General features: G+C 65.7%; 26 protein-coding genes. 7 read left to right on the top strand and 19 right to left on the bottom strand.

Translation table 11 applies throughout. From position 1 onward, the window contains the following. Positions 1-45: 45 nt before the first annotated feature. Positions 46-498, bottom strand: coding sequence for an Lrp/AsnC family transcriptional regulator (locus HDC29_RS07940; RefSeq protein WP_179496019.1), 453 nt, complete (start codon positions 496-498; stop codon positions 46-48). Here HDC29_RS07940 and HDC29_RS07935 point away from each other — a divergent pair. Both HDC29_RS07935 and HDC29_RS07930 read left to right on the top strand, forming a co-directional pair. Beyond that, on the top strand, positions 497-1,162 hold the full coding sequence (locus HDC29_RS07935; RefSeq protein WP_257018101.1) for a LysE family translocator: 666 nt from the start codon (positions 497-499) through the stop codon (positions 1,160-1,162). The two genes, HDC29_RS07940 and HDC29_RS07935, sit on opposite strands and share 2 nt — an antisense overlap. A 66-nt stretch (positions 1,163-1,228) precedes the next feature. Next, positions 1,229-2,245, top strand: coding sequence for an aldo/keto reductase (locus HDC29_RS07930; protein ID WP_179496017.1), 1,017 nt, complete (start codon positions 1,229-1,231; stop codon positions 2,243-2,245). Here HDC29_RS07930 and HDC29_RS07925 read toward each other — a convergent pair. Beyond that, positions 2,230-2,802 carry a hypothetical protein gene (locus HDC29_RS07925; protein WP_179496015.1) on the bottom strand — a complete coding sequence of 191 codons (573 nt, stop codon included), beginning with the start codon at positions 2,800-2,802 and terminating at the stop codon, positions 2,230-2,232. The two genes, HDC29_RS07930 and HDC29_RS07925, sit on opposite strands and share 16 nt — an antisense overlap. A 47-nt stretch (positions 2,803-2,849) precedes the next feature. On the opposite strand from HDC29_RS07925, the gene HDC29_RS07920 reads away from it, so the two are divergent. After that, positions 2,850-3,317: a DUF411 domain-containing protein gene (locus tag HDC29_RS07920; RefSeq protein WP_179496013.1), complete on the top strand. Its 468-nt coding sequence runs from the start codon at positions 2,850-2,852 to the stop codon at positions 3,315-3,317. Positions 3,318-3,332: 15 nt separating this feature from the next. On the opposite strand, the gene HDC29_RS07915 is transcribed toward HDC29_RS07920, so the two are convergent. Together HDC29_RS07915 and HDC29_RS07910 are read right to left on the bottom strand one after the other, a co-directional pair. Continuing rightward, positions 3,333-4,205, bottom strand: a complete 873-nt coding sequence (locus tag HDC29_RS07915) for a dienelactone hydrolase family protein (protein ID WP_179496011.1) — start codon at positions 4,203-4,205, stop codon at positions 3,333-3,335. Between the two features lie 41 nt (positions 4,206-4,246). After that, a complete protein-coding gene (locus HDC29_RS07910; RefSeq protein ID WP_179496009.1) occupies positions 4,247-4,930 on the bottom strand; it encodes an HAD family phosphatase in 684 nt (227 codons plus the stop codon). Between the two features lie 59 nt (positions 4,931-4,989). Between HDC29_RS07910 and HDC29_RS07905 the strand changes: the two genes are divergently transcribed. After that, positions 4,990-5,178, top strand: coding sequence for a hypothetical protein (locus HDC29_RS07905; protein ID WP_179496007.1), 189 nt, complete (start codon positions 4,990-4,992; stop codon positions 5,176-5,178). Positions 5,179-5,181: 3 nt separating this feature from the next. On the opposite strand, the gene HDC29_RS07900 is transcribed toward HDC29_RS07905, so the two are convergent. Genes HDC29_RS07900 through HDC29_RS07885 form a run of 4 tightly spaced genes read right to left on the bottom strand, consistent with a single transcriptional unit; the run spans position 5,182 to position 8,018 of the window. Further along, positions 5,182-5,595 (bottom strand): GFA family protein, encoded by a 414-nt coding sequence (locus HDC29_RS07900; RefSeq protein WP_179496005.1) that lies wholly within the window; start codon positions 5,593-5,595, stop codon positions 5,182-5,184. Continuing rightward, a complete protein-coding gene (gene glmS, locus HDC29_RS07895) occupies positions 5,592-7,415 on the bottom strand; it encodes a glutamine--fructose-6-phosphate transaminase (isomerizing) (RefSeq protein WP_179496003.1) in 1,824 nt (607 codons plus the stop codon). The genes HDC29_RS07900 and glmS overlap by 4 nt, the downstream gene beginning before the upstream one ends. Before the next feature lie 13 nt (positions 7,416-7,428). Continuing rightward, complete coding sequence (locus tag HDC29_RS07890; RefSeq protein WP_179496001.1) at positions 7,429-7,797, bottom strand: PIN domain-containing protein; 369 nt, start codon at positions 7,795-7,797, stop codon at positions 7,429-7,431. Next, positions 7,794-8,018 (bottom strand): ribbon-helix-helix protein, CopG family, encoded by a 225-nt coding sequence (locus tag HDC29_RS07885; protein ID WP_179495999.1) that lies wholly within the window; start codon positions 8,016-8,018, stop codon positions 7,794-7,796. The genes HDC29_RS07890 and HDC29_RS07885 overlap by 4 nt, the downstream gene beginning before the upstream one ends. Positions 8,019-8,247: 229 nt before the next feature. Here HDC29_RS07885 and HDC29_RS07880 point away from each other — a divergent pair, with 229 nt between their 5' ends. Continuing rightward, complete coding sequence (locus HDC29_RS07880; RefSeq protein WP_179495991.1) at positions 8,248-9,024, top strand: hypothetical protein; 777 nt, start codon at positions 8,248-8,250, stop codon at positions 9,022-9,024. 45 nt (positions 9,025-9,069) lie between these two features. Here HDC29_RS07880 and HDC29_RS07875 read toward each other — a convergent pair whose 3' ends face one another. Both HDC29_RS07875 and glmU read right to left on the bottom strand, forming a co-directional pair. After that, positions 9,070-9,384: a hypothetical protein gene (locus HDC29_RS07875; RefSeq protein WP_179495989.1), complete on the bottom strand. Its 315-nt coding sequence runs from the start codon at positions 9,382-9,384 to the stop codon at positions 9,070-9,072. Next, positions 9,381-10,736: a bifunctional UDP-N-acetylglucosamine diphosphorylase/glucosamine-1-phosphate N-acetyltransferase GlmU gene (glmU, locus tag HDC29_RS07870; protein WP_257018100.1), complete on the bottom strand. Its 1,356-nt coding sequence runs from the start codon at positions 10,734-10,736 to the stop codon at positions 9,381-9,383. The genes HDC29_RS07875 and glmU overlap by 4 nt, the downstream gene beginning before the upstream one ends. A gap of 59 nt (positions 10,737-10,795) precedes the next feature. Between glmU and HDC29_RS07865 the strand changes: the two genes are divergently transcribed. After that, on the top strand, positions 10,796-11,464 hold the full coding sequence (locus tag HDC29_RS07865; protein ID WP_179495985.1) for an HAD hydrolase-like protein: 669 nt from the start codon (positions 10,796-10,798) through the stop codon (positions 11,462-11,464). A 23-nt stretch (positions 11,465-11,487) separates the two neighbouring features. Here HDC29_RS07865 and HDC29_RS07860 read toward each other — a convergent pair whose 3' ends face one another. The 8 genes from HDC29_RS07860 to HDC29_RS07825 form a co-directional block, all read right to left on the bottom strand. Beyond that, positions 11,488-12,501 carry a nucleotidyltransferase family protein gene (locus tag HDC29_RS07860; RefSeq protein WP_179495983.1) on the bottom strand — a complete coding sequence of 338 codons (1,014 nt, stop codon included), beginning with the start codon at positions 12,499-12,501 and terminating at the stop codon, positions 11,488-11,490. After that, positions 12,498-13,364, bottom strand: coding sequence for an HprK-related kinase A (locus HDC29_RS07855; RefSeq protein ID WP_179495981.1), 867 nt, complete (start codon positions 13,362-13,364; stop codon positions 12,498-12,500). Before HDC29_RS07855 ends, HDC29_RS07860 begins: the two co-directional genes overlap by 4 nt. Next, a complete protein-coding gene (locus HDC29_RS19210) occupies positions 13,361-13,642 on the bottom strand; it encodes an HPr-rel-A system PqqD family peptide chaperone (protein ID WP_179495979.1) in 282 nt (93 codons plus the stop codon). The genes HDC29_RS07855 and HDC29_RS19210 overlap by 4 nt, the downstream gene beginning before the upstream one ends. After that, a complete protein-coding gene (locus HDC29_RS07845; protein WP_179495977.1) occupies positions 13,635-14,081 on the bottom strand; it encodes a MarR family winged helix-turn-helix transcriptional regulator in 447 nt (148 codons plus the stop codon). The genes HDC29_RS19210 and HDC29_RS07845 overlap by 8 nt, the downstream gene beginning before the upstream one ends. A gap of 86 nt (positions 14,082-14,167) precedes the next feature. Then, positions 14,168-16,264 (bottom strand): TonB-dependent receptor domain-containing protein, encoded by a 2,097-nt coding sequence (locus tag HDC29_RS07840; RefSeq protein ID WP_179495975.1) that lies wholly within the window; start codon positions 16,262-16,264, stop codon positions 14,168-14,170. Continuing rightward, entirely contained in the window at positions 16,261-16,893 is a 633-nt protein-coding gene (gene maiA / locus HDC29_RS07835; protein ID WP_179495973.1) for a maleylacetoacetate isomerase, read from the bottom strand. Before maiA ends, HDC29_RS07840 begins: the two co-directional genes overlap by 4 nt. Positions 16,894-16,900: 7 nt before the next feature. Further along, positions 16,901-17,929, bottom strand: coding sequence for an SO2930 family diheme c-type cytochrome (locus HDC29_RS07830; RefSeq protein ID WP_179495971.1), 1,029 nt, complete (start codon positions 17,927-17,929; stop codon positions 16,901-16,903). Beyond that, positions 17,926-19,143, bottom strand: coding sequence for a parallel beta-helix domain-containing protein (locus HDC29_RS07825; protein ID WP_179495969.1), 1,218 nt, complete (start codon positions 19,141-19,143; stop codon positions 17,926-17,928). The genes HDC29_RS07830 and HDC29_RS07825 overlap by 4 nt, the downstream gene beginning before the upstream one ends. Before the next feature lie 114 nt (positions 19,144-19,257). Here HDC29_RS07825 and HDC29_RS07820 point away from each other — a divergent pair, with 114 nt between their 5' ends. Next, complete coding sequence (locus tag HDC29_RS07820; protein WP_179495967.1) at positions 19,258-19,653, top strand: DUF2147 domain-containing protein; 396 nt, start codon at positions 19,258-19,260, stop codon at positions 19,651-19,653. A gap of 33 nt (positions 19,654-19,686) precedes the next feature. Here HDC29_RS07820 and HDC29_RS07815 read toward each other — a convergent pair whose 3' ends face one another. Next, the gene (locus tag HDC29_RS07815; protein ID WP_179495965.1) at positions 19,687-20,382 is read right to left on the bottom strand and encodes an aspartate/glutamate racemase family protein; all 696 of its coding nucleotides are present in this window, start codon (positions 20,380-20,382) and stop codon (positions 19,687-19,689) included. Positions 20,383-20,488: the final 106 nt, after the last annotated feature.

The following is a 20,488-nucleotide window of genomic DNA, read 5'->3' as shown; positions in this document are numbered from 1 at the left end:
ACGATGGGTTCAACCGCACAGCTTCGCGGGCATGGCGAAGAAAAACTACGCCCGCTCGTCCTTGGGCGAATCCATCAGAACATAGGTGGTAATCGAATGGACCTGCGGCAGCACGCCCAGCACTTCGGTGTGGAAATGCTTGTACGCCGCCAGATCCTCGGTCTCGACGCGCAGCAGATATTCGATCGTCCCGGTGATATTGTGGCATTCGCGCACTTCCGGTGCATCGGCCATCGCCGCCTCGAAATCCGCCTGCGATTTCTTGGTGTGCGACGAGAGCCCAACGGTCACATAGGCGAGGAAGGTCAGCCCGAGCTTCGTCGGATCGATTACCGCGCGATAACCCTTGATCACGCCGCTGCGCTCAAGCTCCTGCACGCGGCGCAGGCAGGCCGAAGGCGACAACCCGACGCGCTCGGCGAGTTCGAGGTTCGAGATTCGCCCGTCGTGAGACAATTCTTGCAATATCTTGCGGCCAATGGCATCGATCTTGATCATGGATTGCATAATCTATCGCAATCTGCATCAACTTTGCAATCTGTTGCGCAGCGAAACGCATTATATTGCGCCGATGAACCAGACCACGCTCGCCGCTCTCTCCGCCTTCGCGCTTGTCTCCTCGATCACGCCGGGGCCGAACAATATGATGCTGATGGCGTCGGGCGCCAATTTCGGCCTGCGCCGCACCGTGCCCCACGCGCTTGGCGTCGGCATCGGCTTCACCCTGATGATCGTGCTTGTCGGCGTCGGACTGATGGGGCTGTTCGACCTGTTTCCGGCGCTCAATATCATCCTCAAGGTGGTCAGCGTTGCTTATCTCCTCTGGCTTGCATGGAAGATCGCCAACGCCGCCGCGCCCGACACCGAAGGCAGCGCGCGCGGCAAGCCGATGAGCTTTTTCCAGGCAGTGCTGTTCCAATGGGTAAACCCGAAAGCCTGGTCGATGGCGCTGACCGCCATCGCGCTTTACGCTCCCGATCGCAATTTCGCTGCCGTGCTGCTCGTCGCGGTCGTCTTCGGGGTCATCAACCTGCCCTCGACCAGCCTGTGGGCGGTGATGGGCGTGTCGCTGCGTGGCTGGCTGTCGAGCCCGGCGCGGCTGAAGGCGTTCAACTGGACGATGGCCGCGCTGCTCGTCGGCTCGCTCGCGCTGCTGATCTGATTGCCAGGTTGCGAAGCGCAACCTAAAGACGGCGCTCCCCTCCCTCGCGACCGGAGAAGATCAGCCATGCCCAGCCGCCGCCTCGGCCAGAGCGCCATCCATGTGTCCGACATCTGCATGGGAACGATGACCTTCGGCAGTCAGGCCGACGAGGCGACGGCGTTTCGAGTCCTCGACCGCTGCTTCGATGCCGGTATCAACTTCTACGACACCGCCGAGGGCTATCCGGTCCCGCCCGACGTCAAATGGGTCGGCCGCACCGAAGAGATCGTCGGGCGCTGGATGAAGACCAAGCCGCGCGACGCGATCATCATGGCGACCAAGGTTTCGGGGCCGAGCCACGTCTGGTTCAAATCGCCGTGCCGGAACGGCATGACCGCGCTCGACCGCAAGAATATCATGCAGGCGGTGGACGACAGCCTGACGCGGCTCCAGACCGATTATATCGACCTCTACCAGACGCACTGGCCTGACCATGACGCGCCCTATGACGAGATGATGGACGCGCTCGACGAGCTCGTCCGCGCCGGCAAGGTGCGCATCCTCGGCTGCTCGAACGAGACGAGCTGGGGGCTGATGAAGTCGCTCGCCGCGTCGGAGAAGCTGGGCGGCGCGCGCTACCACACGATCCAGAATAATTTCAGCCTCAACAACCGCCGCTTCGAGGATGAGCTGGCGCAGGTGTGCCGGCAGGAAGGCGTCAGCCTGATCCCCTATTCGCCGCTCGCGGGCGGAGTGCTGTCGGGCAAATATCAGGGCGGGGCGACCCCTGAAGGCGCACGCTTTTCACGTTATCTCCAGATGGAAGGGCGGCAAGCCGCGATGGGACGCCGTTTCGTCAACGAAAGGAGCCTCGCGGCGACCGAACGCTATCTCAAGATCGCCGAAGAGGCTGGGCTGCATCCGGTGACGATGGCGACCGCCTGGTCGAAACAGCATGATTTCGTCGCCTCGACGATCGTCGGTGTCAGCGCCGACGACCAGCTCGATCCCATCCTCGACGCGATGGAACTGGTGCTTGCCGACGATGTGATGAAGGCGCTGCACAAGGTCAGCAAGGACATCCTCTACCCGATGGGCTGACCGGTCGGCCATTCCAGCACCAGCGCCTCACCCACCCGCAGCGCGCGCCATTCGGCCGCCCGCCGATCGAAATCGGCGAACACTTGGCGCCGCGCAGCGTCGATCCTCGCACGCTCGTCGGCGCTGAGCGATGCGCGCGTCCGTTCCGCCTCGCCGAGCGCGCCGCGCTGCGCGGCGCTGCCGGGTCGCGACTGACGCCGCCAGCCGATGTCGAACAGGAAGGCGGCGAGTTCGGACAATTCGCCCTCCCGGCCCTGGCTCCGGATCAGCTTCGCGCCCTTGGCGACCTGCTTGCGCGCGGCGCGCTGGCGCTCCTTCGCCGACATCTCGCCGTCGGCGGCCTCGACGCGAAAGGAACCCGCGTCGCCACCCGCCGCGATCTGGCCGAACACCCCCGTCCTGAGCCCCAGTGCCGCCTCGACGACGAAATGCGCCATGTCGTGCGGCAGGTCGGGATCGAAACCGGGGGCCGGATCCATGACGAGCACCGGCAAACCCTCGCGCTCGATCCGCATGCTGTAGCGGCGCTCGCCCGAACGGATGAAATGGACTTTCATGGACCTGCCCTATAGATTCGCGGGCATCTCTTCCAAAAGGATTTGCGATGACCTCTGCCCGCCGCGCGTTTTTCGCCCTCGCCGCTTTCTCTGCCGTCATCGGCACCGCGCACGCCGCGAACCCGGTGATGTTCCGCGACGCCGGCTGCGGCTGCTGCCTCAAATGGCTCGAACAGGTGAAAGCGTCGTTCGGAACGAAGGCGGTGATCGTCAACTCGCCCGACATGAGCGCGGTCAAGGACAAGCAGGGCGTGCCGCCGGCGCTGCGCAGCTGCCACACCGTGCTCGTCGGGGGCTATGTGATCGAGGGCCATGTGCCCGCGAAGGACATCGCCCGCCTGCTCCGCGAAAAGCCGAAGGGCGTAAAGGGCCTCGCGGTCGCGGGAATGCCGATGGGCTCGCCCGGCATGGAACATGGCGACCACCGCGAGGCCTATAAGGTCATGACCTTCGGACCCGCCGGCCAGCGCGTCTATGCAAGCTATGCCGCCGGCAGCAGCGCGCACGCGCACTGACCGTGGCGGCGCGCGTCAGGTCAATTCGGCCTTGAACAGCTCGAGTTGGCGTCCCCACGCCTTCTCCGCCGCTGCCTCGTTGTAGGCGCGGCCATCGGGCGGGCACCAGCCGTGCATCGCACCTTCATAGACCTCGACCTCGTGCCACTGCTTGCGCGGAGCCAATACCTCCTGCAGCAACACCTTCTCGTTCGGGCTTTCCTTGTCGTCATTGTCGGCGATCGCGAACAGATAGCCCGCGCTGGTCGCGGGGATCAGCAGGTGCGGACTGTCGGGCTTGTCGGTGCCCACCCCGCCACCGTGAAAGCTCGCCGCGGCCCCGACGCGGTCGGGCTTCAATGCGGCGGTATAGATGACCATCGGCCCGCCCATGCAGTAACCGGCGGTGCCGATCTTGCGGCCCGTATCGACTTCGCCTTGCGCGTCGAGAAAGGCGAGATGCGCCTTGGCGTCGGTCTCGACGATCGGCTTCGTAAGCTGCTTGAGATAACCGAACAGCTTTTCACGCACTTCGAGATTGCCCCAGTCATTGGCGGCATCGACCACCGGAGATTTCTGCCAGCGGTAGAAGGGATTGACCGTCAGCACCGCATAGCCCTCGCCCGCGAGCCGGTCGGCCATCTGACGGAATGCGGGGCGCAGGCCGCGAATATCGGGCCACACCAGCACGCCGGGGTGCTTGCCCTCGGCCGGCGCGACGAAATAGGCGTCGCACGTTCCGTCATCGGTCGTGATCGTGACGTCGCGCCCCTTCACCGGCTTGCCCGCCAGCGCGCGCACGGGCAGCGCCGCCATCAACGCGCCAGCGCCCGCGAGCGCCGTAAAGCTGCGGCGCGCAACGGGCATCCCGGCGCGGTCGAGGTCGGCTTCGGTATTCTCGGTGCACATCGTGTCTCTCCTTGCGGCGGTTCGTGATAGAATAACGACCATTATCCAGCGGCGACGGTTCCCACTTCTGTGGCGATGCTAAGCTCGGCGAAGGTGAAAGCAACCCGGTGCACACCGATACTGCCGAGCATCTCGCCATGCGCCACGCGGTCGACGATATGCCCCGCGCCGCAGAAACCGACGACGGTCATCCCCGCCGCAAGCGCCGCCTGCGCCCCGGTCGGCGAATCCTCGATCGCAAGGCACGAAGCGGGATCGACGCCCAGCCCCTTCGCGGCAGCAAGGTAGATATCGGGATGCGGCTTGCCGCGGTCCCAGCCGTCGGCGCTGTAGACATGCGCGCCGAAATGGTGGCCAAGCCCGAAAAGCCCAAGCGCCCAGCCGATATATTCGGCGCGGCTCGACGAGGCGATGGCGCGGGGCAATCGTCCGAGCGTGTCGAGAAAGTCGGCGACGCCGGGCACGGCGTCGAACCCTTCCATATAGCGCGCCCGCGCCCGTTCGCGATGCGTCTCGCGAAAATCGGCGGGCAGCGGCCGCCCATATCGCGCCTCGATCCGCCTCTGCGTCTCTTGCCAGTTATGCCCGTAATAGTCGCGCAGGCACTCGTCATAGGTCGCAGGCATCCCCGCTGCGGTCAGGCTCTCGGCCAGCGACAGGTTCGCGCGCACCTCGCTGTCGGCGACGACGCCGTCGAAATCGAAAATGATGGCAGCGAAGCTCATGCGAATCCTGTAATCTTCATATTTGCCGCCTAGAGCCTCGATGAACAGGAGACATCGGCATGAAATTCATCGAACTCAAGTCGCGTGGCGGCAATTATCTCGTCGTCGCCGAAAATGTCGCCTGGCTCCGCGACTATGAAAACGGCCAGACTCAGGTCGGCATGGTCGGCGGCGCACCGCTGCTGGTCGCGGGCAGGATCGAGGACGTTGCTGCATCGATCCTCGCGCAGGCGAACGCGACGGAGTGACGGTCAGCGCATGACCTCATTCTCGCGCGCATAGCCCCACGCCCCCTCGCCTGACCAGCCGCGCCCGTCGGGGAAGCTGAGCTTCAAACCGCTAAGCTGCGCCGGGTCGAAGAGGCGCATGTTCACCCCCATCATATCGACCTCGCCGCCCATCCGTTCGATCAGCCCCTCGGTCGCCGACCAATGCGTTGTACAGCCGCAGGTCGCGCAGAAATGCAGGTCCGAATTGGGATTTTCCCGGTCGGCGCGGTTATAGGTCCGCGTCTCGCCCTCGATCACCACATCGCGCGGCGAATAATAGGCCCAGAGAATCCCGTGCGAAAAGCAGAGCGAGCAATTGCACTCGGCGATCTCCTCGGGCGCCTTGGCGAGGCGGACCGAGACGGCGCCGCAATGGCAAGTGGTGTTCCAGCTCATTCGACGGTCACCGACTTCGCCAGATTGCGCGGCTGATCGACGTCGGTGCCCTTGGCGACCGCCACATGATAGGCGAGCAACTGCACCGGCACCGCATAGACGAGCGGCGCGATAAGCGGGTGGACCTTGGGCATTTCGATCATCGCCATGCAGCCGTCGCCGGCTTCGGCGAGGCCTTCGGCGTCGGAAATCAGCACGACTTTGCCGCCGCGCGCCATGACCTCTTGCATGTTGCTCACCGTCTTTTCGAACAGGGGGCCCGACGGCGCGAGGACGATCACCGGGACCGCCTCGTCGATCAGCGCGATCGGACCATGCTTCATCTCGCCCGAGGCATAGCCTTCGGCATGGATGTATGAGATTTCCTTGAGCTTGAGCGCGCCCTCCAAGGCGAGCGGATAGTCGGGGCCGCGGCCGAGGTAGAGCACGTCGCGCGCGGGGGCGACGAGATGCGCCATCTTCGAAATTTCCTCGTCGTGCGCGAGCGCGGCGTTGAGCGCGGCGGGGGCCTCGATCAGATGCTTGACGATCTCGCGCTCTTCGGCGGCGCTGAGCTTGCCCTTCTTGAGCGCGAGATGCGCCGCGAGCGCGGCGAGCACCGCGAGCTGGCAGGTGAAGGCCTTGGTCGAGGCGACGCCGATTTCGGGTCCCGCGTGGGTCGGGAGCAACAGGTCGGCTTCGCGCGCCATGCTGCTCGTCGGCACGTTGACGACGACCGCGATCGTCTGGCCGTTCGCCTTGCAATGGCGCAGCGCTGCGAGCGTGTCGGCGGTCTCGCCCGACTGCGAGATGAACAGCGCGAGCCCGCCCGGCTGGAGCACCGGATCGCGGTAGCGGAACTCCGACGCGACATCGATGTCGACCGGAACGCGCGCAAAGGTCTCGAACCAGTATTTGGCGACCATGCCCGCATAGAAGCTGGTCCCGCATGCGACGATCGTGATTCGGTCGATCGAACTCAGGTCGAAGTCCATCTGCGGCAGCGCGACCGTCTGTTCGAGCGGGCGGATGTAGGAGGATAGCGTCTGCGCGACCACGGTCGGCTGCTCGAAAATCTCTTTCTGCATGAAGTGGCGGTAATTGCCCTTCTCGACCGCCGCGGCGGTGACGCCCGACGTCGTGATCTCGCGCGTCACGGGATTGTTGTCGGCATCGTAGATCTGCGCGCCATCCCGCGTAATGACGACCCAGTCACCCTCATCGAGATAGGCGATCTTCTGCGTCAATGGAGCCAGCGCGAGCGCGTCGGAGCCGAGATAGGTCTCCCCCTCACCATAGCCGACGACAAGCGGCGACCCGAGGCGCGCGCCGATCAGCAGGTCGGGATGCTGGCGAAAGGCGATGGCGAGCGCGAAGGCACCGCGCAGCTGCGGCAGCACCGCCTTCACCGCATCCTGCGGCGACAGGCCCGCCTCGACCTGCTCCGAAACGAGATGCGCGACGACTTCGGTGTCGGTCTCGCTTTCGAACGTGCGGCCGCGCGCTTGCAGTGCTTCGCGCAGCGGCTTGAAATTCTCGATGATGCCATTGTGGACGAGCGCGACTTCGCCCGTCGCGTGCGGGTGCGCGTTGCTCGTCGTCGGCGCGCCGTGCGTCGCCCAGCGCGTGTGCGCGATACCGACGGTGCCCGGCGCGGGATTGCCCGCGAGCTCCTTGACGAGATTGTTCAGCTTGCCCTCGGCGCGGCGGCGGATCAGCTCTCCCCCCTCGACCGTGCACACGCCCGCCGAATCATAGCCGCGATATTCCATGCGCTTGAGCCCGTCGACGAGGCGGTCCGCCACCTGGGCCGTGCCGATGATTCCGATAATTCCGCACATGGGTTCTGGCTTTCTATAGCGTGTAGGGGACGCGAATACCCGGCATCGACGCCGGAAACACCTTGATATTGCGCGTAACGAGGATGCGCCCGCTGATCTGCGCGGTCGCCAGTACGAAAGCATCGGCCAAGGTCAAGCCCTTGCGCTCGGCGCGCAGGGCAGCGGCGCGGCGCGCGACGGCATCGCCGATCTCCTCGATCTGGAAACAGCCGAGGAAGGCCTCGACCGCCTTCACCGACGAGGAATCGGCCGCCGACATCACCTCGGTCCAGCTGACGCGGCTGACGCTCTTGCGTCCGGCGCGGCGGATTTCGGCGCGCGCGGCCTCGACGCCGTTCAGCGCATCGATCAATATGTCGCTGTCGAACTGCGCGTCGATCATTCGCGCTTACCCCGCAGGCGCCGCTGATATTTCAGCCCGTCGCCGATATCGTCACGGCCGCGCCAGATGCCGAAGGCATTGTCGATCGCGTCACCCGACACGTCGGCGCGAAAGGCCGCGACCGCCCGCCGGACAAGCTCGGCGCGCGACACGCCCTGCTCGCCTGCCAGCGCGTCGAGCCACTGGATATCGTCGTCGGGAATATCGGCGAGAAAGCGCATGGATTTCTGATATCATATCATGATATCAAATCAAGAGCGTGCGGACTTCCTTGATTAAGGCAGGTCGAATCGCCATTCGCACCCTCGCCGTCGCCATAAGCGATGCCCTTTCGGCAACCCAATCGCCATCACGCAACGTGTGGAACAGCCTTCCGTAAAGACAAGATTTCGCTTTTAATCTATTGGATCATCCATATTAAGGACAACGGGCTTCCGGGGGGAATATTCCATGGCATTTTCGATTCGCGCGTCTTTACTGATTGGCATTTCGCTGGCGACCTCTGCTTGCACCAGCTTGCCAGGAGCGGGCGTCGCGACAATACCAAAAAAGCCGTTCGAAGATAATTCGATGGCAGTGATCGCGAATAAATATCTGGACGCCACCAGCCAGAACGACGACGACATGCCGGTGGCGAAACCGGGCAGCTGGCTGGAATTTCAACAAGAGTGCCGCGATCACGTTGTATCCGGCGACGCTGGCGAACTGAAGAAATGCCGGAATTTCCGCGATATGGTGATCAGCGACATGATGCTGGTCATCAACAATAACTATCATTCCTATGAAGGAAATCTGCTCGCCGGCCGCGCAAAGGCCGATTTCTACATCGGAACCGCGCGCACCGCTTTCGAAACGGCGGCCACGCTGGTCGATGCGACCGGCGTGAAAACCGTTCTGTCGGCGCTCGCGACCTTTACGGGGAGCACGCAGAATCTGTCGACGGAGGCTTTCTATTACGAGCAGACTGGACCCGCGCTGATCACCGCGATGCGCGCAGCGCGAACCAACGCCTATTTGCGGATTCTGGCGGGTATGAAATCGGAATATAAAGATTATCCCCTCGCGTCGGCGATCGACGACTTGCAGGCCTATTTCCGGGCGGGCACGATGGCGAACGCGGTCATTGAACTGACCAAGGCGACCGCCAGGAGCGAGATCGAGGCGGACGAAAAGACCTTGTGCGCAAAAACCGAAGCACAGAACGCTCAAGAGGTCCTGTCCTGTTGACGGTACGCAATTTGCCCTGCCAGCGGCAGGGCGGCCTCGGGGCCGTCAAGCGCGCCCGAAATTGCGGTCGACGAAAATCATCGCGAACTGCACGGGATCGGGCGCCTCGCCATTCCCTTGCGCGAACCGCGCCTTGCCGTCGGTCCAGATTTTTTGGATCTGCGCGGGCAGTTCGGGGCCGAAGTTCATCTGCTGCGCGACGATCTGCTCCCAGCTTCCCTTGACGCCGAAGCTCTGCTCGAGCTGCGGCACCATCGCCCTGCAATAGCTCTCGGTCGCTTCATCGAGATGGCCGATCGATTTCAGCACCCACGCATCGACGAAGCGCAGGAAGGGCTTTTCGGTATAGCGGTCGCTCATATTTTCTTCTCCGCCGCCTTCTTCTTGCGCATCGTGTCGTGGAAACGGTCTGCCCAGCCGGGCTTCACCAGCTGCTCGCCGCGCACGAGGCGCAGCTCGCCGTCGGCGACGTCGCGCGTCACCGCGCTGCCCGCCGCGACGATCGCGTCCGCACCGATTTTCACCGGCGCGACGAGCGCGCTGTTCGATCCGATGAAGGCGCGCTCGCCGATCTCGGTCCTGTATTTGAAATAGCCGTCATAATTGCAGGTGATCGTGCCCGCGCCGATATTCGCGCCTGCGCCGACCGTCGCGTCGCCGAGATAGGTCAGGTGACTCGCCTTCGCGCCCGCGCCGAGCACCGCCTTCTTCGTCTCGACGAAATTGCCGATCTTCACCTTTTCGCCGAGCACGGTGCCCGGTCGAAGGCGCGCGAAGGGGCCGATTTCGCAGCCCGCGCCGATCATTGCGCCCTCGATATGGCTGTTGGCGCGAATCGTGACCTTGTCCGCGACCGTCACGCCGGGACCGAAAAAGACATTGGGCTCGATCGTCACGTCGCGGCCGAGCTTGGTGTCCCAGGCGAACCAGACGGTATCGGGCGCGATCAGGCTGGCGCCGCCCTCCATCGCCGCCACGCGCCGCCGCACCTGCCATTCGCCCTCCATGGCCGCGAGTTCGCCGCGGCTGTTGATGCCCGCGACGTCATAGGGGTCGGTAACGACCACCGCGCAATGCCGCCCGTCGGCATTGGCGATATTGACGATGTCGACCAGATAATATTCCTTCGCGGCATTATTGTCGGTGACGCGCGACAGCAGCGCGAACAGGTCGACCGACTTCGCCGCCATCAACCCCGAATTGCAGAGGCGCACCGCGCGTTCGGCCTCGGTCGCATCCTTATGCTCGACCATTTTGACGACATGGTCGCCTTCGGTAATCACGCGGCCATATTGCTGCGCGTCGGCGGGCTCGAACGCGAGCACGACGACGGCGGGCCCATCGGGCGCATTCAGCCGGTCGACCATCGCGCGCATCGTCGTGGCGGGGACAAAGGGCACATCGCCATAGAGGATCAGCACATCGCCATCGAAGCCGGCCAGCGCGGCCTCGGCCTGCTGCACCGCATGGCCGGTGCCGAGCTGCGGCGCCTGTATCGCCAGCTCGGCCGTGCCGCCCAGCGCCGTTTCGAGCTGGTCGGCCTTGTCGCCGACGATCACCACCTTCTTCGCCGGGTTCAGCTCGTCGACGCTCGCCATCAGGTGCATCAGCATCGGCCGTCCGGCGATCGGGTGCAGCACCTTGTGGAGGTCGGATTTCATGCGGGTCCCCTTGCCCGCGGCAAGGACGATGGCGGCGATGTTATTGCTCATGGCCGCTGCCATGCCAGCAAATCGTTGCGGTTTCCAGACCATCGCGCCATGCGCGGAGGATGAACGGATTTCCTTTCGCGATCGTCGGTTTCGACCTCGACGGCACGCTCCTCGACACGCTCGGCGACCTTGCCGCCGCACTCAACCACGCGCTGGCGCTCGCAGGCCGCGCGCCGCTGAGCCACGACGAAGTTCGCCCACTCGTCGGGCTCGGCACGACGCACCTGCTCGAAGGCGCGCTCGCCGCGACCGGCGGCGTGCCTCGGGACGATGTGCCGCGGCTCCTTGACGAGCTGCTTGCCTATTATCAGGCGCATATCGCGGTCCATAGCCGGCCCTTCCCCGGCCTGATCGCCGCGCTCGACGCGCTCGACAGCATGAACGTGCGCACCGCAGTAGTCACCAATAAGCTCGAGGGCCTTGCGCGCCAGTTGCTCGGCGAATTGGGTCTCGCCGACCGCATGGCGACGATTATCGGCGGCGACACGCTGGGGCCGGGCAAGGCAAAACCCTCGCCCGCTCCCGTCCGCGCGATGATCGAACGGTGCGGCGGCGGCCGTGCGGCGCTGGTCGGCGACAGCATCTTCGACGTCGAAGCCGCGCGCGGCGCCGGCGCAACCAGCGTGCTGGTCAGTTTCGGCTTCCTGCACCGCCCGGCGGCCGAGCATGGCGCCGACCATGTCATCGATCATTATGACGAGTTGGTCCCGTTGCTGGCGCGGCTCTAGATCGTCGCTATCGCGTCATCGCGCTAGCGTTTCCGCCACTTCGTCCAGAGGTGCTTCGCGAGCATCGCCGGGGGCATACGCAGCCAGTGCGAGCGAATGTAGAAGGCCTGTTCCAGCAGCGGCTGCGTCACCCGCCCCCAATCGTCGCGCGCCATCAGGCGGCGGCGGAACCAGGCATCGGCCGGGTCGCTCCGGTCCCAAGCCTCGGGCAATTGCGATCCGTAAAGGTCGCGCGACAGCCGCGCCGCGCGATGCACCGCCGCCTGCAGCCCGTGCAGCGCCGCCCGTCCGTCGAGCCGCCCCCAGAACCCGGCGTCGGTCGCGGCGAAATCGCGCGTCATCGCGTGAAAATCCCACAGGTTGCGTAGCCCCCCCTGCAGGTCGCCATCGGCGAGCATATGCGCCGCGCAATGCACCGCCATGTCGGCGGGACACAGCACCGCATGGCCGTCGGCGCTCGTTACCGCATCGCTGACCAGCGCGAGCGCGTCGGGGGTGACCCGGTGCGTTTTTGGCAGGATCGTATGATGGACGTCGATCATCCGGTCGCGCGCCTTGTGGATCATCGGCGGCAATTCGTGCATGTGCGCGCGGTAATAATGATCGTCATAGGGGTCCGACTTGACCCATTCCCAACCCGCCTTGAGCAGCGCGTTCTCGGCACGGCGAATGTCGGCGGCGAGCACGAGGATGTCGAGGTCGCCGATCTGCCGTCCCGCCGCGCACGCCATGCCCGCCGCAGCATAGGCCGCGCCCTTCAAAAGCACGAATTCGATCCCCACGGGCGCGAGCGCGCGGCGCGCCATTTCGGCCTCCCACAGCGCCTGCCGCTGCGCGACCTCTGCAGCGGCGCGCTGGTCTGCAAAGAGCGCGGCGATGGCGGGCGGCAGCACGGCGCCGTCGAGCCGGTGCGCAAGCGTCGCCAGCATCGCTTCGCTGCGCGCCACGCCGGTCACACCCTCCCAGTCGCGCGGCGCCAGCGCGGCCGGATCGAGCCGTGCGGCCAGCAGATCGACAAAGGCCTCTACCGCGCTCATTTCAGGACGTCCGCCCAGAGCTGTTCGACCAGCGCGATCCCCTCCGCGCTGTCGGCATAGGTGACGCCGAACGCCGGGGTGTCGCGCACCAGCCGCGTCAGCGCGGCGAAGCCCGCTTCGCCCAGCGCGACATAGTTGGTCGACGCCTCGGTCAGCCGGACGAAGGCCTCACCCTCGCCCATCGGCTCGATGCTGGCGGCCCCGCCAAAGCGCGGGAAGAGCAGCAGCGCCGGGCGCGCGGATTCGTGCATCGCCGCGATCGCGTCGGTGCGCGGGATCAGATGGCGGACATCGCCCTTCGGCGTCGCCGCGAGCAACGGGCCGAGCCGCGCCGCGTCGACGCGCGCCGCGACCTCGGCAATCGCCGAATTCTTGAGGCTCACCGCGCGGGGAAAGGCGAAGGCATCGCCGCTTTGCGGGTCGATTAACGTGAACTCGTCGCCCATCAGCCGCCAATCGCCTTCCCCCAGCAGCGCGGCGAGCGTCGATTTGCCCGATCCCGATTCGCCCGACATGATCAGCGCGCGCCCGTCCCTCGCGACCGCGCTCGCATGGAGCAGCAGGTGCCGCCGCCATCCCAAGGCGACCTGCAGATTCATCCCCATTTCAGCGGCCAGAAGCCCCATCGCCAGCGGCAGCGGCAACGCGCCCGGAACGACGAAATCGCCGCCGATATGCACCGACGGGCGCAACCAGCGCCGCCACGGCCGCGCCGCGAAGAGCCGCACCGTGGCGTCAGCGGGCCGCGCATCGTCGCGCGGATAGGCGGCATAAAGCCGTTCGAGCGCCGCGACGGGTGCGGCCCAGTCGCTGCCGATACGGAATTGCACCGGGCCGACCGCGATGCGTGTGCTGTGCCTCACGCGCGCTCCACCAGCCCCATCGCCGCCAGTTCGGAAAGCCGCTCGGCGAGGATCGGCTGCGCATCTTCCGCGCTGCCGAGATCGAACGTCGCCGCAAGCCGCTCTGCAATGCCCGCCGGCGTGCAGGCGTCGGCGCCCATCGCGTTCAGCATCTCGGGCACCGGCGACACGACGAGATGCGTCTGCATCGAGCGCCGGTCGAAGATCGCGGTCAGCTCGCCGAGCGGTTCGATCCGCAGCGCATCGGCGCGCGCGGCGCGATAGGCGCGATCAGCCATAATCTTCGGCGGCGGCGGTCAGCTTGGCGAGGATCGCCATCAGCGTCGCGCGTTCGCCCGCGCTGATATTCGATTCGAGCCGCGCCTCGCTCGCGAGCGCGGCGGGAACGATCGCGTCGTAGAGCGAGCGCCCGGTGTCGGTGAGTTCGAGATGGTGCGAGCGCCCGTCGGCCTCGTGCGCCTGGCGCGCGATCAACTGGCGGTCGGCGAGCACCTTGGCGGCGCGGTTGACCGTCACCTTGTCCATGCGCGTCGCCGCCACAAGTTCGCGCTGCGTCTTCGGTTGCCCTTCGCCGAGCACCGCCATCAGCCGCCATTCGGGAATCTTCAAACCGAAGCGATTTTCATATTCGGCGGCGATCCGGCTCGACAGGGCGTTCGAGGCGATGGAGAGGCGATAGGGCAGGAAATTATCGAGATTCAGCTTCTTCGCGGCCATGCTTAACCAACCCCCACACGCGTCATTCCCGGCAATGCCCATCCTACCGCTTGTTTCGGACCTGTGAAGGGCGGAACGCGTGAAAATCAGAAAGAAAGGCGCGCACCGACCCACAGGGTGCGCGGCGTCGCGCGCTCGACGATGCCGGCGGACGAGATGGCGGCGGGCACCAGCTCGTCGAACAGATTTTCCCCGCGCGCCTCGATGCTGACCGCATCGGATAAGCGCCACCACAGCCCGGCGTCGAGCGTCAGCGCATCATCCAGCGCGAGGAGCCCGAGATCATCCTCATTCTGCCTGCCGATATAGCGCAGCGTCGCGAAGCCGCCGAACGGCCGCCCGCGATCGGCGAGGATCGACAGGCTGCCGCCATGTTTCGCGATCTGCGCGGGACGCAGGCCGTCGAGCGTCGCGGCGGTTCCCGACGCATCGACCCTGGCATCGGTGAGAGCCCAGGTCGCGCGCAGGATCAGCGGCCCGATGCCCTGCTCGGCGCTCACCTCGACGCCCTTGCTGTCGATCGCGTCGAGATTCTGCCGCTGGCTGTATGTCGCCCCCGCCGCGACGAAACCCACGCCGGGGAAATTGCCCGGCCCCGTACCGAGCGTGACATTGGCGATCGCGTTCGACAGCCGGTTCGCGAACAGGGTCACGCCCACGCGGGTTCGGCCCGCCGACCAGTCCGCGCCGATCTCCCCACCCCACAATCGTTCGGGTTCGAGCAACTCGTTCGCGGCGGTCGCATCGGGGCCGACGCGGAACGGCCGGTAAAGCTCGTTGAGCGTCGGGAGCCGCCAGCCGCGATAGGCCGCGGCGCGAAGCGCGAACGGACCCGCCGTCCATTTGATGCCGAGGCGGCCGCTCGCTTCCCAGCCCTGCCGCGCGGCGAAGCGCGCGTCGGTGATCGGGGCGCCGCCGATATTGGTTTCGAACCGATAGCCTTCGCCCAGCCACCAGCGGTCGAGGCGGCCGCTCGCCGTCCACAACAGCCGGTCGCTCCCCAGGCAATCGGTCCATTCGGCAAAGGCGCCGAGCGTGTCGCTGCTGCCCCCCGCCACGCGGTGGCGCCCGGGCACGAAGTCGGTGAAAAAATAATCCTCCTCGGTGCGGCCAACCGTCCGCCGCCAGTCGATGCCGACGCGAAGCGGGTTGCGCGATCCGAAGGCGGGGCGCAGTTCGATCCGCGCGCCCAGGCCGGTTGCCGGCACATGCTGTTCGAGCGCGGGGTTCGCGCTGTCGCGATCGACCGCGACACTCGCAAAGCCGGTCTCGAAGTCGCGAAGCTGGACATAGGCGAGCACGCTCGCCCGCCAGCCGTCGACGAAACCCGGGTCGAGTACGTAGCGGACGCTGGCATCGACCCCGTCGGTGCGGCTCCGCGAATAATCGGTGCCGCGGTCGCGCCGGTCGAAGAAGCCGCGCACCGTTGCCTCGATCCGCCCCGAACCGCCTGTCAGCGTCTGAAGCCGGATGCCGCCTCCGCCCTGGCGATAGCGCGCCGCACGGTCGGCGGCGCCGCGCTGGTCCGCGACGACAGGGGTGAAACCGTCGCCGCCGGCGAAGCGCGCGTCGAGCGCAATCGCTCCCTCGCCGAGGTTGCTTCCGACGCTGCCCGAGAGGTCGAACGCGTCGCGCGAGCCATAGGCGGCGCTCGCCTCGGCGCCATCAGTGATGCTGCTGTGCAGCGCGATCGTTCCCGCCAGCGCCCCCGGCCCGTCGGCGCCCCCACCGCCGCCGCGCGTAATGCGGATGCCGCCAAGCCTGACCGCATCAAAACCGCTCCACGCCACCCAGCCGCCGAAGGGGTCGGCTTGCGGCACGCCGTCGAGCAGCACGACCGCGCGGCTGGACGCGTTGCCGCCGAGGCCGCGCAGCGTGACGCCCTGGCTCGTCGGGTGGGCCGACCGACCGTCGGAGCGGCGAAACTGGACGATCCCCGCCTCGTCGCGCAACCGATTTTCGACCCGCGCGCCGAGTCCGGGCTCGACATCGCGGATTAGCGTGACGTCCTGGACGCTGTCGCCTGCCGTCGGCGCGAGGCTGCCGGCGCCGGTCACGACGATCGTCTCGCGCGTCTCGTTGAGGAGGATGATCGGTTCCTCGCTCGCGGCGGCCGGACTGTCCTGCGCCGCCACGGCGGCCGGCAACGCCAGCGCCGAAAGCCCGCCGAGGAGGCGGATCACGCCGGCTTGACCGCGTCGGGATGCGCCTTCTGGAACGCCTCCAATTCCATGCACGCCGCGTCGATCGCGACGAGGCGTGGATAATCGTCGAGCACCGTCTCGAAGCGCCGCGCATTATACATCTGCGGGACGAGGCAGCAGTCTGCGATACCCGGCGTGTCGCCGCCCAGGAAACGCTCCTGTCCCGCCATGGCCTCGAGCGCGTCGAACCCTTCGAGGATCCAGTGGCGATACCAGCGGTCCTTGGTCTGTTCGTTGAGCCCGAGGTCGCGCTTCAGATATTTGAGCACGCGGAGGTTGTTGAGCGGGTGGATGTCGCTCGCGATCACCTGCGCCTGCGCCAGCGCGACCGCCCGCGGCATCGCCTCTTCGGGGATCAGGCGCGGTTCGGGATAGGCGCGGTCGAGCCAGTCGATGATCGCCATGCTCTGGATGATCGGTTCCCCATCGACGACGAGCATCGGCACGAAGCCCTGCGCATTCTGTTCGAGATAGGCGTCGCTGCGCTGCTCGCCCGCGATCAGGCTGACCTCGACGCGCTCATAATCGAGCCCTTTCAGGTTCAGCGCGATACGCACGCGAAAGCTGGCCGAGGAGCGAAAATAGTCGTGGAGGACGAGGTGGGTCATGGCCTGCCTAATGCGATGCTTTCGGCATCTCCGCAATCCATTGCCGCAGCAGCGCCGCACCTTCCCTGTGCACCGTCGATCGCCCGACCTCGGGCATCGCGATGCCGGGATCGGTGCTTTCGAGGCGATAGATCAGGAAGCTGTGGTCGGGATCGCCCGGCGTAATCGCGAAGTCCATGCCCCCGCTCCCCCGGCCCGCTGCGGTCGGACGCTTGCCGATGCCATAGTTGACGCCCGTCGGGTCGTCGGTCCAGCGCAGGAACAGGCCGCTGTTCGACGCGCTGCCCGCGGGGTTATGGCAATGCGCGCAATTGACGTCGAGATAAGCACGCGCGCGGGTCGCGACGCTGCCGGCGTTCGGATCGTCCCATTGCGGCATCACGGGTTTCAATGCAGCCGGATTCTCGAAATAGACGCTGCGAAGCTTGTCGGAAGCGGCCGGGTCGGGGATGAAATTGCGCGCTTTCGGGCCGATCGGCACGATCGCGCCGTTCAAGCTGTGGCATTCCTTGCACTGGTTCTTGTTCGGCACCGCATAGCGAATGCTGTGCGTCTCGCCATCGGGGCTCTTGAAGCTCACGGGAATGCGCCGCCCGCCCAAGGCCAGCGTCGCATCCTTGCCGTCGGCGTCCCAAATATAGGGCAAGGCGACCCAGCCCGCAGCGCGGTGGATGAGCAGGCGCGTCTCGACCGGACGCCCGTCGTTCACGTCCGCCCAGCCGAAGCTTTTGACGAGCACCGTTCCCACCGGAAATTCGACCGTGCCGTCGGCGGCGACCTTCGCCTTCCTGCCCGCCGGGATCGAAATGAAGCGATGCTTGTCGGTATAGTCGCTGAACAGCGGCGCGCGCAGCGTATAGCCGATGCCGGTCGCGGGCATTTTCGGATCATTGCCGCGGAACAGCCCGAACGCCGACAGCTTCGGCGGCATCGCATCGCTTTCGACCAGCGCCTGATCGACAGCCGGCGCCACGATGGCCGCCCCGCCGCTTGCGCATAGCAGCGCCGCTCCCAGCGCGGCGAGAACGCGTTTCACCGGACCTTTGCCTCCATGCTTTCGGGCAGCTTGATCGGCGGCAGCGCGGCGGGCGGCGTCCCCTTCGACAGGTCGGCGGGCGCGGGCTTGGCCTCGCTCTGCGGCGTCGTCACGTCGGGCAAGTTCAGCGACAGCACCCCGACCTTGTCGAGCACGATGGCATCGCCCGCGCCGTCCCACAGCACCGGCGGAATGCTGCCCCCCATCGCCGCCGCGATCTGATCGCCGCCGGGGAACTTCGGTACATAACCCGCCTTGCCATGCTGGTTGCCGCGCACGACGATGTGCCGAGGCAGCGGCTGATATTTCGGATCCTTATGCTCGTAACGATAGCCGACGATCATCACATTCGCGGTGCCATTCTGGTCGAACACATTGTCGAAAATCTCGACATTGCGGTTCGCCATGATCAGCACGCCGGTGCCCGTCGGCACGCTCGCGACGATATTGCCCTTGGGCGCAAAGTTCGGCGTACTGTTGTCGTTCACGACATTTTCGAAGACGCGGACATTGTGCCCGCCCTGCATCGGCAGGCTCGGCAGGTCGAACACCAAAATGCCGCCGGTATTCTTTGTCGCGATATTGTCGTGGACGTCCGCGTCATAGCTGTTCTCGATCTCGATCCCCGCAACATTTTCTGTCGCGATCGAATCGCGGACGACGATATTCTTCGACTGGCCGACATAGATGCCGGCGTCCGACGCGCCGCGGACATAGACGCTGTCGATCAGCACATCGCTGCTTTCGACGGGATAGATGCCGTAAGCGCCGTTGGTTTCCTTGGGCCCCGCGGTCCATTCGACGCGCAACTTGTGATAGACGATGCGGTCGGCTCCCTTTGACTTGATGCCGTCGCCCTTGGTGTTGAGCACCGCGAAATCGGTGAGCAAGACGTCGTCCGAGGTGACGAGCAGCCCCTCGCCCGCGCCCTGCTGCCCCGCGAAGTCGAGCACCGAACCACCCTCGCCCGCCCCGGCGCCGCGCACGGTGACATTGGCCACGTCGAGCGAAAGCCCGTCGGTCAGCTTCCACACGCCCGCACCCAATTCGACGACATCGCCGGGCTCGGCAAGGATCAGCGCCTCTTGCAGCTTTTCATTGGCGTCGGGCGTTGCCGCACTGACGCTGATAACTTTCGCCGCCGCCGGTTGGGCGGCAAGGGCCGCCACGATGCAAAGAGTCGCCGCGTGGTGGCGCAGGACATGGAATCGCATATGTCTCTCCCCAAATTTTCGGGGAGCATGGTGCAAGACTTGACGGATGCCAAGCGTGTTGCTGACATATGTGTAGCTAACCGGGGAGAGGTCGCTTTGATTCACAGAATTGCTTTGGCGCTTGTCGCCCTGATTGCCGTGCCGTCCATGGCGGCGGCGCCCGCATCGCTGTCCGGGCGCTGGAAAACCGACGACGGCAAGGGCATCGTCGCGATGACGAAGTGCGGCGCGACGATGTGCGGGCGGATTGCCGAACTCCTGATCAAGGAGCCCGCCGGCGGCCAGCGCGACGAACGCAATCCCGACAAGGCGAAGCGCGGCCGCATGGTCGAGGGGTTGCAGATCTATTGGGATCTCGTCCCGCACGGCGACGGCTGGAAAGGCGAAGGCTATAGCCCCGAGGACGGCCGCTATTACAAGGCGCACCTTCGCGTGAAGGGCAACAAGCTGACGATGAAGGGTTGCGTCGCGGTATTCTGCCGCACCGTAACCTGGACGCGGGTGGGGTAATTATTCCCCTCCCGCTTGCGGGAGGAGAGAAGATCACCCCTCGCCCAGAATCCAGTCGACGCCCGCCGCGACATGGATGCGCGTCGTGTCATAGATCGGCAGGACGTTGGCGTCGGTGTCGACAAGCATCACCAGCTCGGTGCACGCGAGCACCACCGCCTGGATATCCTGCTTCGCAATGTCCGTAATGAACGTCTTCATCGTCCGGCGCGAGCTTTCGTTCACCTTGCCGAGCATCAGCTCTTCGTAAATGATCCGGTCGATCTCGTCGGCGCGGCTCGCGTCATAGGGCGCGAGCGTCAGCCCGTGGCGAACGAGGCGCTGGCGGAACCAGGGCTCGGTCATCACGTTGCGCGTGCCGATGACTGCGGTCGCCTTGACCCCGTCGGCCTTCATCTTCTCGCCGGTTTCGTCGACGATGTGGAGCAACGGGATGGAAATTGCCGCGGCGACGTCTTCGGCGACCTTGTGCATCGAATTGGCCGCGATCATCAGCGCGGTCGCGCCCGCCGCCTCGAGCCGCTGCGCCGAGGCGATGAGCACCTCCTTGGCATGCTCCCATTGTCCTGCCGTCGTAATGCGCGACAGCTCGCAATAGTTGAGGCTCTCCATCAGGATCGGCGCCGAACAAGCTGTCCCGAGGCGCTTTTGCACCCCCTTGTTGAGATGGCGGTAATAAAGCTCGGTCGATGCCCAGCTCATTCCCCCGATCAGGCCGATTTTACGCATAGGTGATATCTACCCCTTTATCGTCACCCCGGCGAAGGCCGGGGTCTCACCGTCGCGATTCAACGGCAGGTCAAGATCCCGGCCTTCGCCGGGATGACGATTCGGG

Origin of the sequence: Sphingopyxis sp. JAI108, from assembly GCF_013410105.1 — a bacterium.
In the GTDB taxonomy this organism is placed as follows: Bacteria; Pseudomonadota; Alphaproteobacteria; order Sphingomonadales; family Sphingomonadaceae; genus Sphingopyxis; species Sphingopyxis chilensis.
Note: the sequence above shows the minus strand (reverse complement) of the source record. Positions and strands in the feature narration are given on the sequence as shown.

Bases quoted from the DNA above. Each gene is read 5' to 3' on its own strand.
- HDC29_RS07935 (WP_257018101.1), top strand. From the start codon at position 497: ATGGATTGCATAATCTATCGCAATCTGCATCAACTTTGCAATCTGTTG.
- HDC29_RS07940 (WP_179496019.1), bottom strand. From the start codon at position 498: ATGATCAAGATCGATGCCATTGGCCGCAAGATATTGCAAGAATTGTCT.
- HDC29_RS07930 (WP_179496017.1), top strand. From the start codon at position 1,229: ATGCCCAGCCGCCGCCTCGGCCAGAGCGCCATCCATGTGTCCGACATC.
- HDC29_RS07925 (WP_179496015.1), bottom strand. From the start codon at position 2,802: ATGAAAGTCCATTTCATCCGTTCGGGCGAGCGCCGCTACAGCATGCGG.
- HDC29_RS07920 (WP_179496013.1), top strand. From the start codon at position 2,850: ATGACCTCTGCCCGCCGCGCGTTTTTCGCCCTCGCCGCTTTCTCTGCC.
- HDC29_RS07915 (WP_179496011.1), bottom strand. From the start codon at position 4,205: ATGTGCACCGAGAATACCGAAGCCGACCTCGACCGCGCCGGGATGCCC.
- HDC29_RS07910 (WP_179496009.1), bottom strand. From the start codon at position 4,930: ATGAGCTTCGCTGCCATCATTTTCGATTTCGACGGCGTCGTCGCCGAC.
- HDC29_RS07905 (WP_179496007.1), top strand. From the start codon at position 4,990: ATGAAATTCATCGAACTCAAGTCGCGTGGCGGCAATTATCTCGTCGTC.
- HDC29_RS07900 (WP_179496005.1), bottom strand. From the start codon at position 5,595: ATGAGCTGGAACACCACTTGCCATTGCGGCGCCGTCTCGGTCCGCCTC.
- glmS (WP_179496003.1), bottom strand. From the start codon at position 7,415: ATGTGCGGAATTATCGGAATCATCGGCACGGCCCAGGTGGCGGACCGC.
- HDC29_RS07890 (WP_179496001.1), bottom strand. From the start codon at position 7,797: ATGATCGACGCGCAGTTCGACAGCGACATATTGATCGATGCGCTGAAC.
- HDC29_RS07885 (WP_179495999.1), bottom strand. From the start codon at position 8,018: ATGCGCTTTCTCGCCGATATTCCCGACGACGATATCCAGTGGCTCGAC.
- HDC29_RS07880 (WP_179495991.1), top strand. From the start codon at position 8,248: ATGGCATTTTCGATTCGCGCGTCTTTACTGATTGGCATTTCGCTGGCG.
- HDC29_RS07875 (WP_179495989.1), bottom strand. From the start codon at position 9,384: ATGAGCGACCGCTATACCGAAAAGCCCTTCCTGCGCTTCGTCGATGCG.
- glmU (WP_257018100.1), bottom strand. From the start codon at position 10,736: ATGAGCAATAACATCGCCGCCATCGTCCTTGCCGCGGGCAAGGGGACC.
- HDC29_RS07865 (WP_179495985.1), top strand. From the start codon at position 10,796: ATGAACGGATTTCCTTTCGCGATCGTCGGTTTCGACCTCGACGGCACG.
- HDC29_RS07860 (WP_179495983.1), bottom strand. From the start codon at position 12,501: ATGAGCGCGGTAGAGGCCTTTGTCGATCTGCTGGCCGCACGGCTCGAT.
- HDC29_RS19210 (WP_179495979.1), bottom strand. From the start codon at position 13,642: ATGGCTGATCGCGCCTATCGCGCCGCGCGCGCCGATGCGCTGCGGATC.
- HDC29_RS07845 (WP_179495977.1), bottom strand. From the start codon at position 14,081: ATGGCCGCGAAGAAGCTGAATCTCGATAATTTCCTGCCCTATCGCCTC.
- maiA (WP_179495973.1), bottom strand. From the start codon at position 16,893: ATGACCCACCTCGTCCTCCACGACTATTTTCGCTCCTCGGCCAGCTTT.
- HDC29_RS07825 (WP_179495969.1), bottom strand. From the start codon at position 19,143: ATGCGATTCCATGTCCTGCGCCACCACGCGGCGACTCTTTGCATCGTG.
- HDC29_RS07815 (WP_179495965.1), bottom strand. From the start codon at position 20,382: ATGCGTAAAATCGGCCTGATCGGGGGAATGAGCTGGGCATCGACCGAG.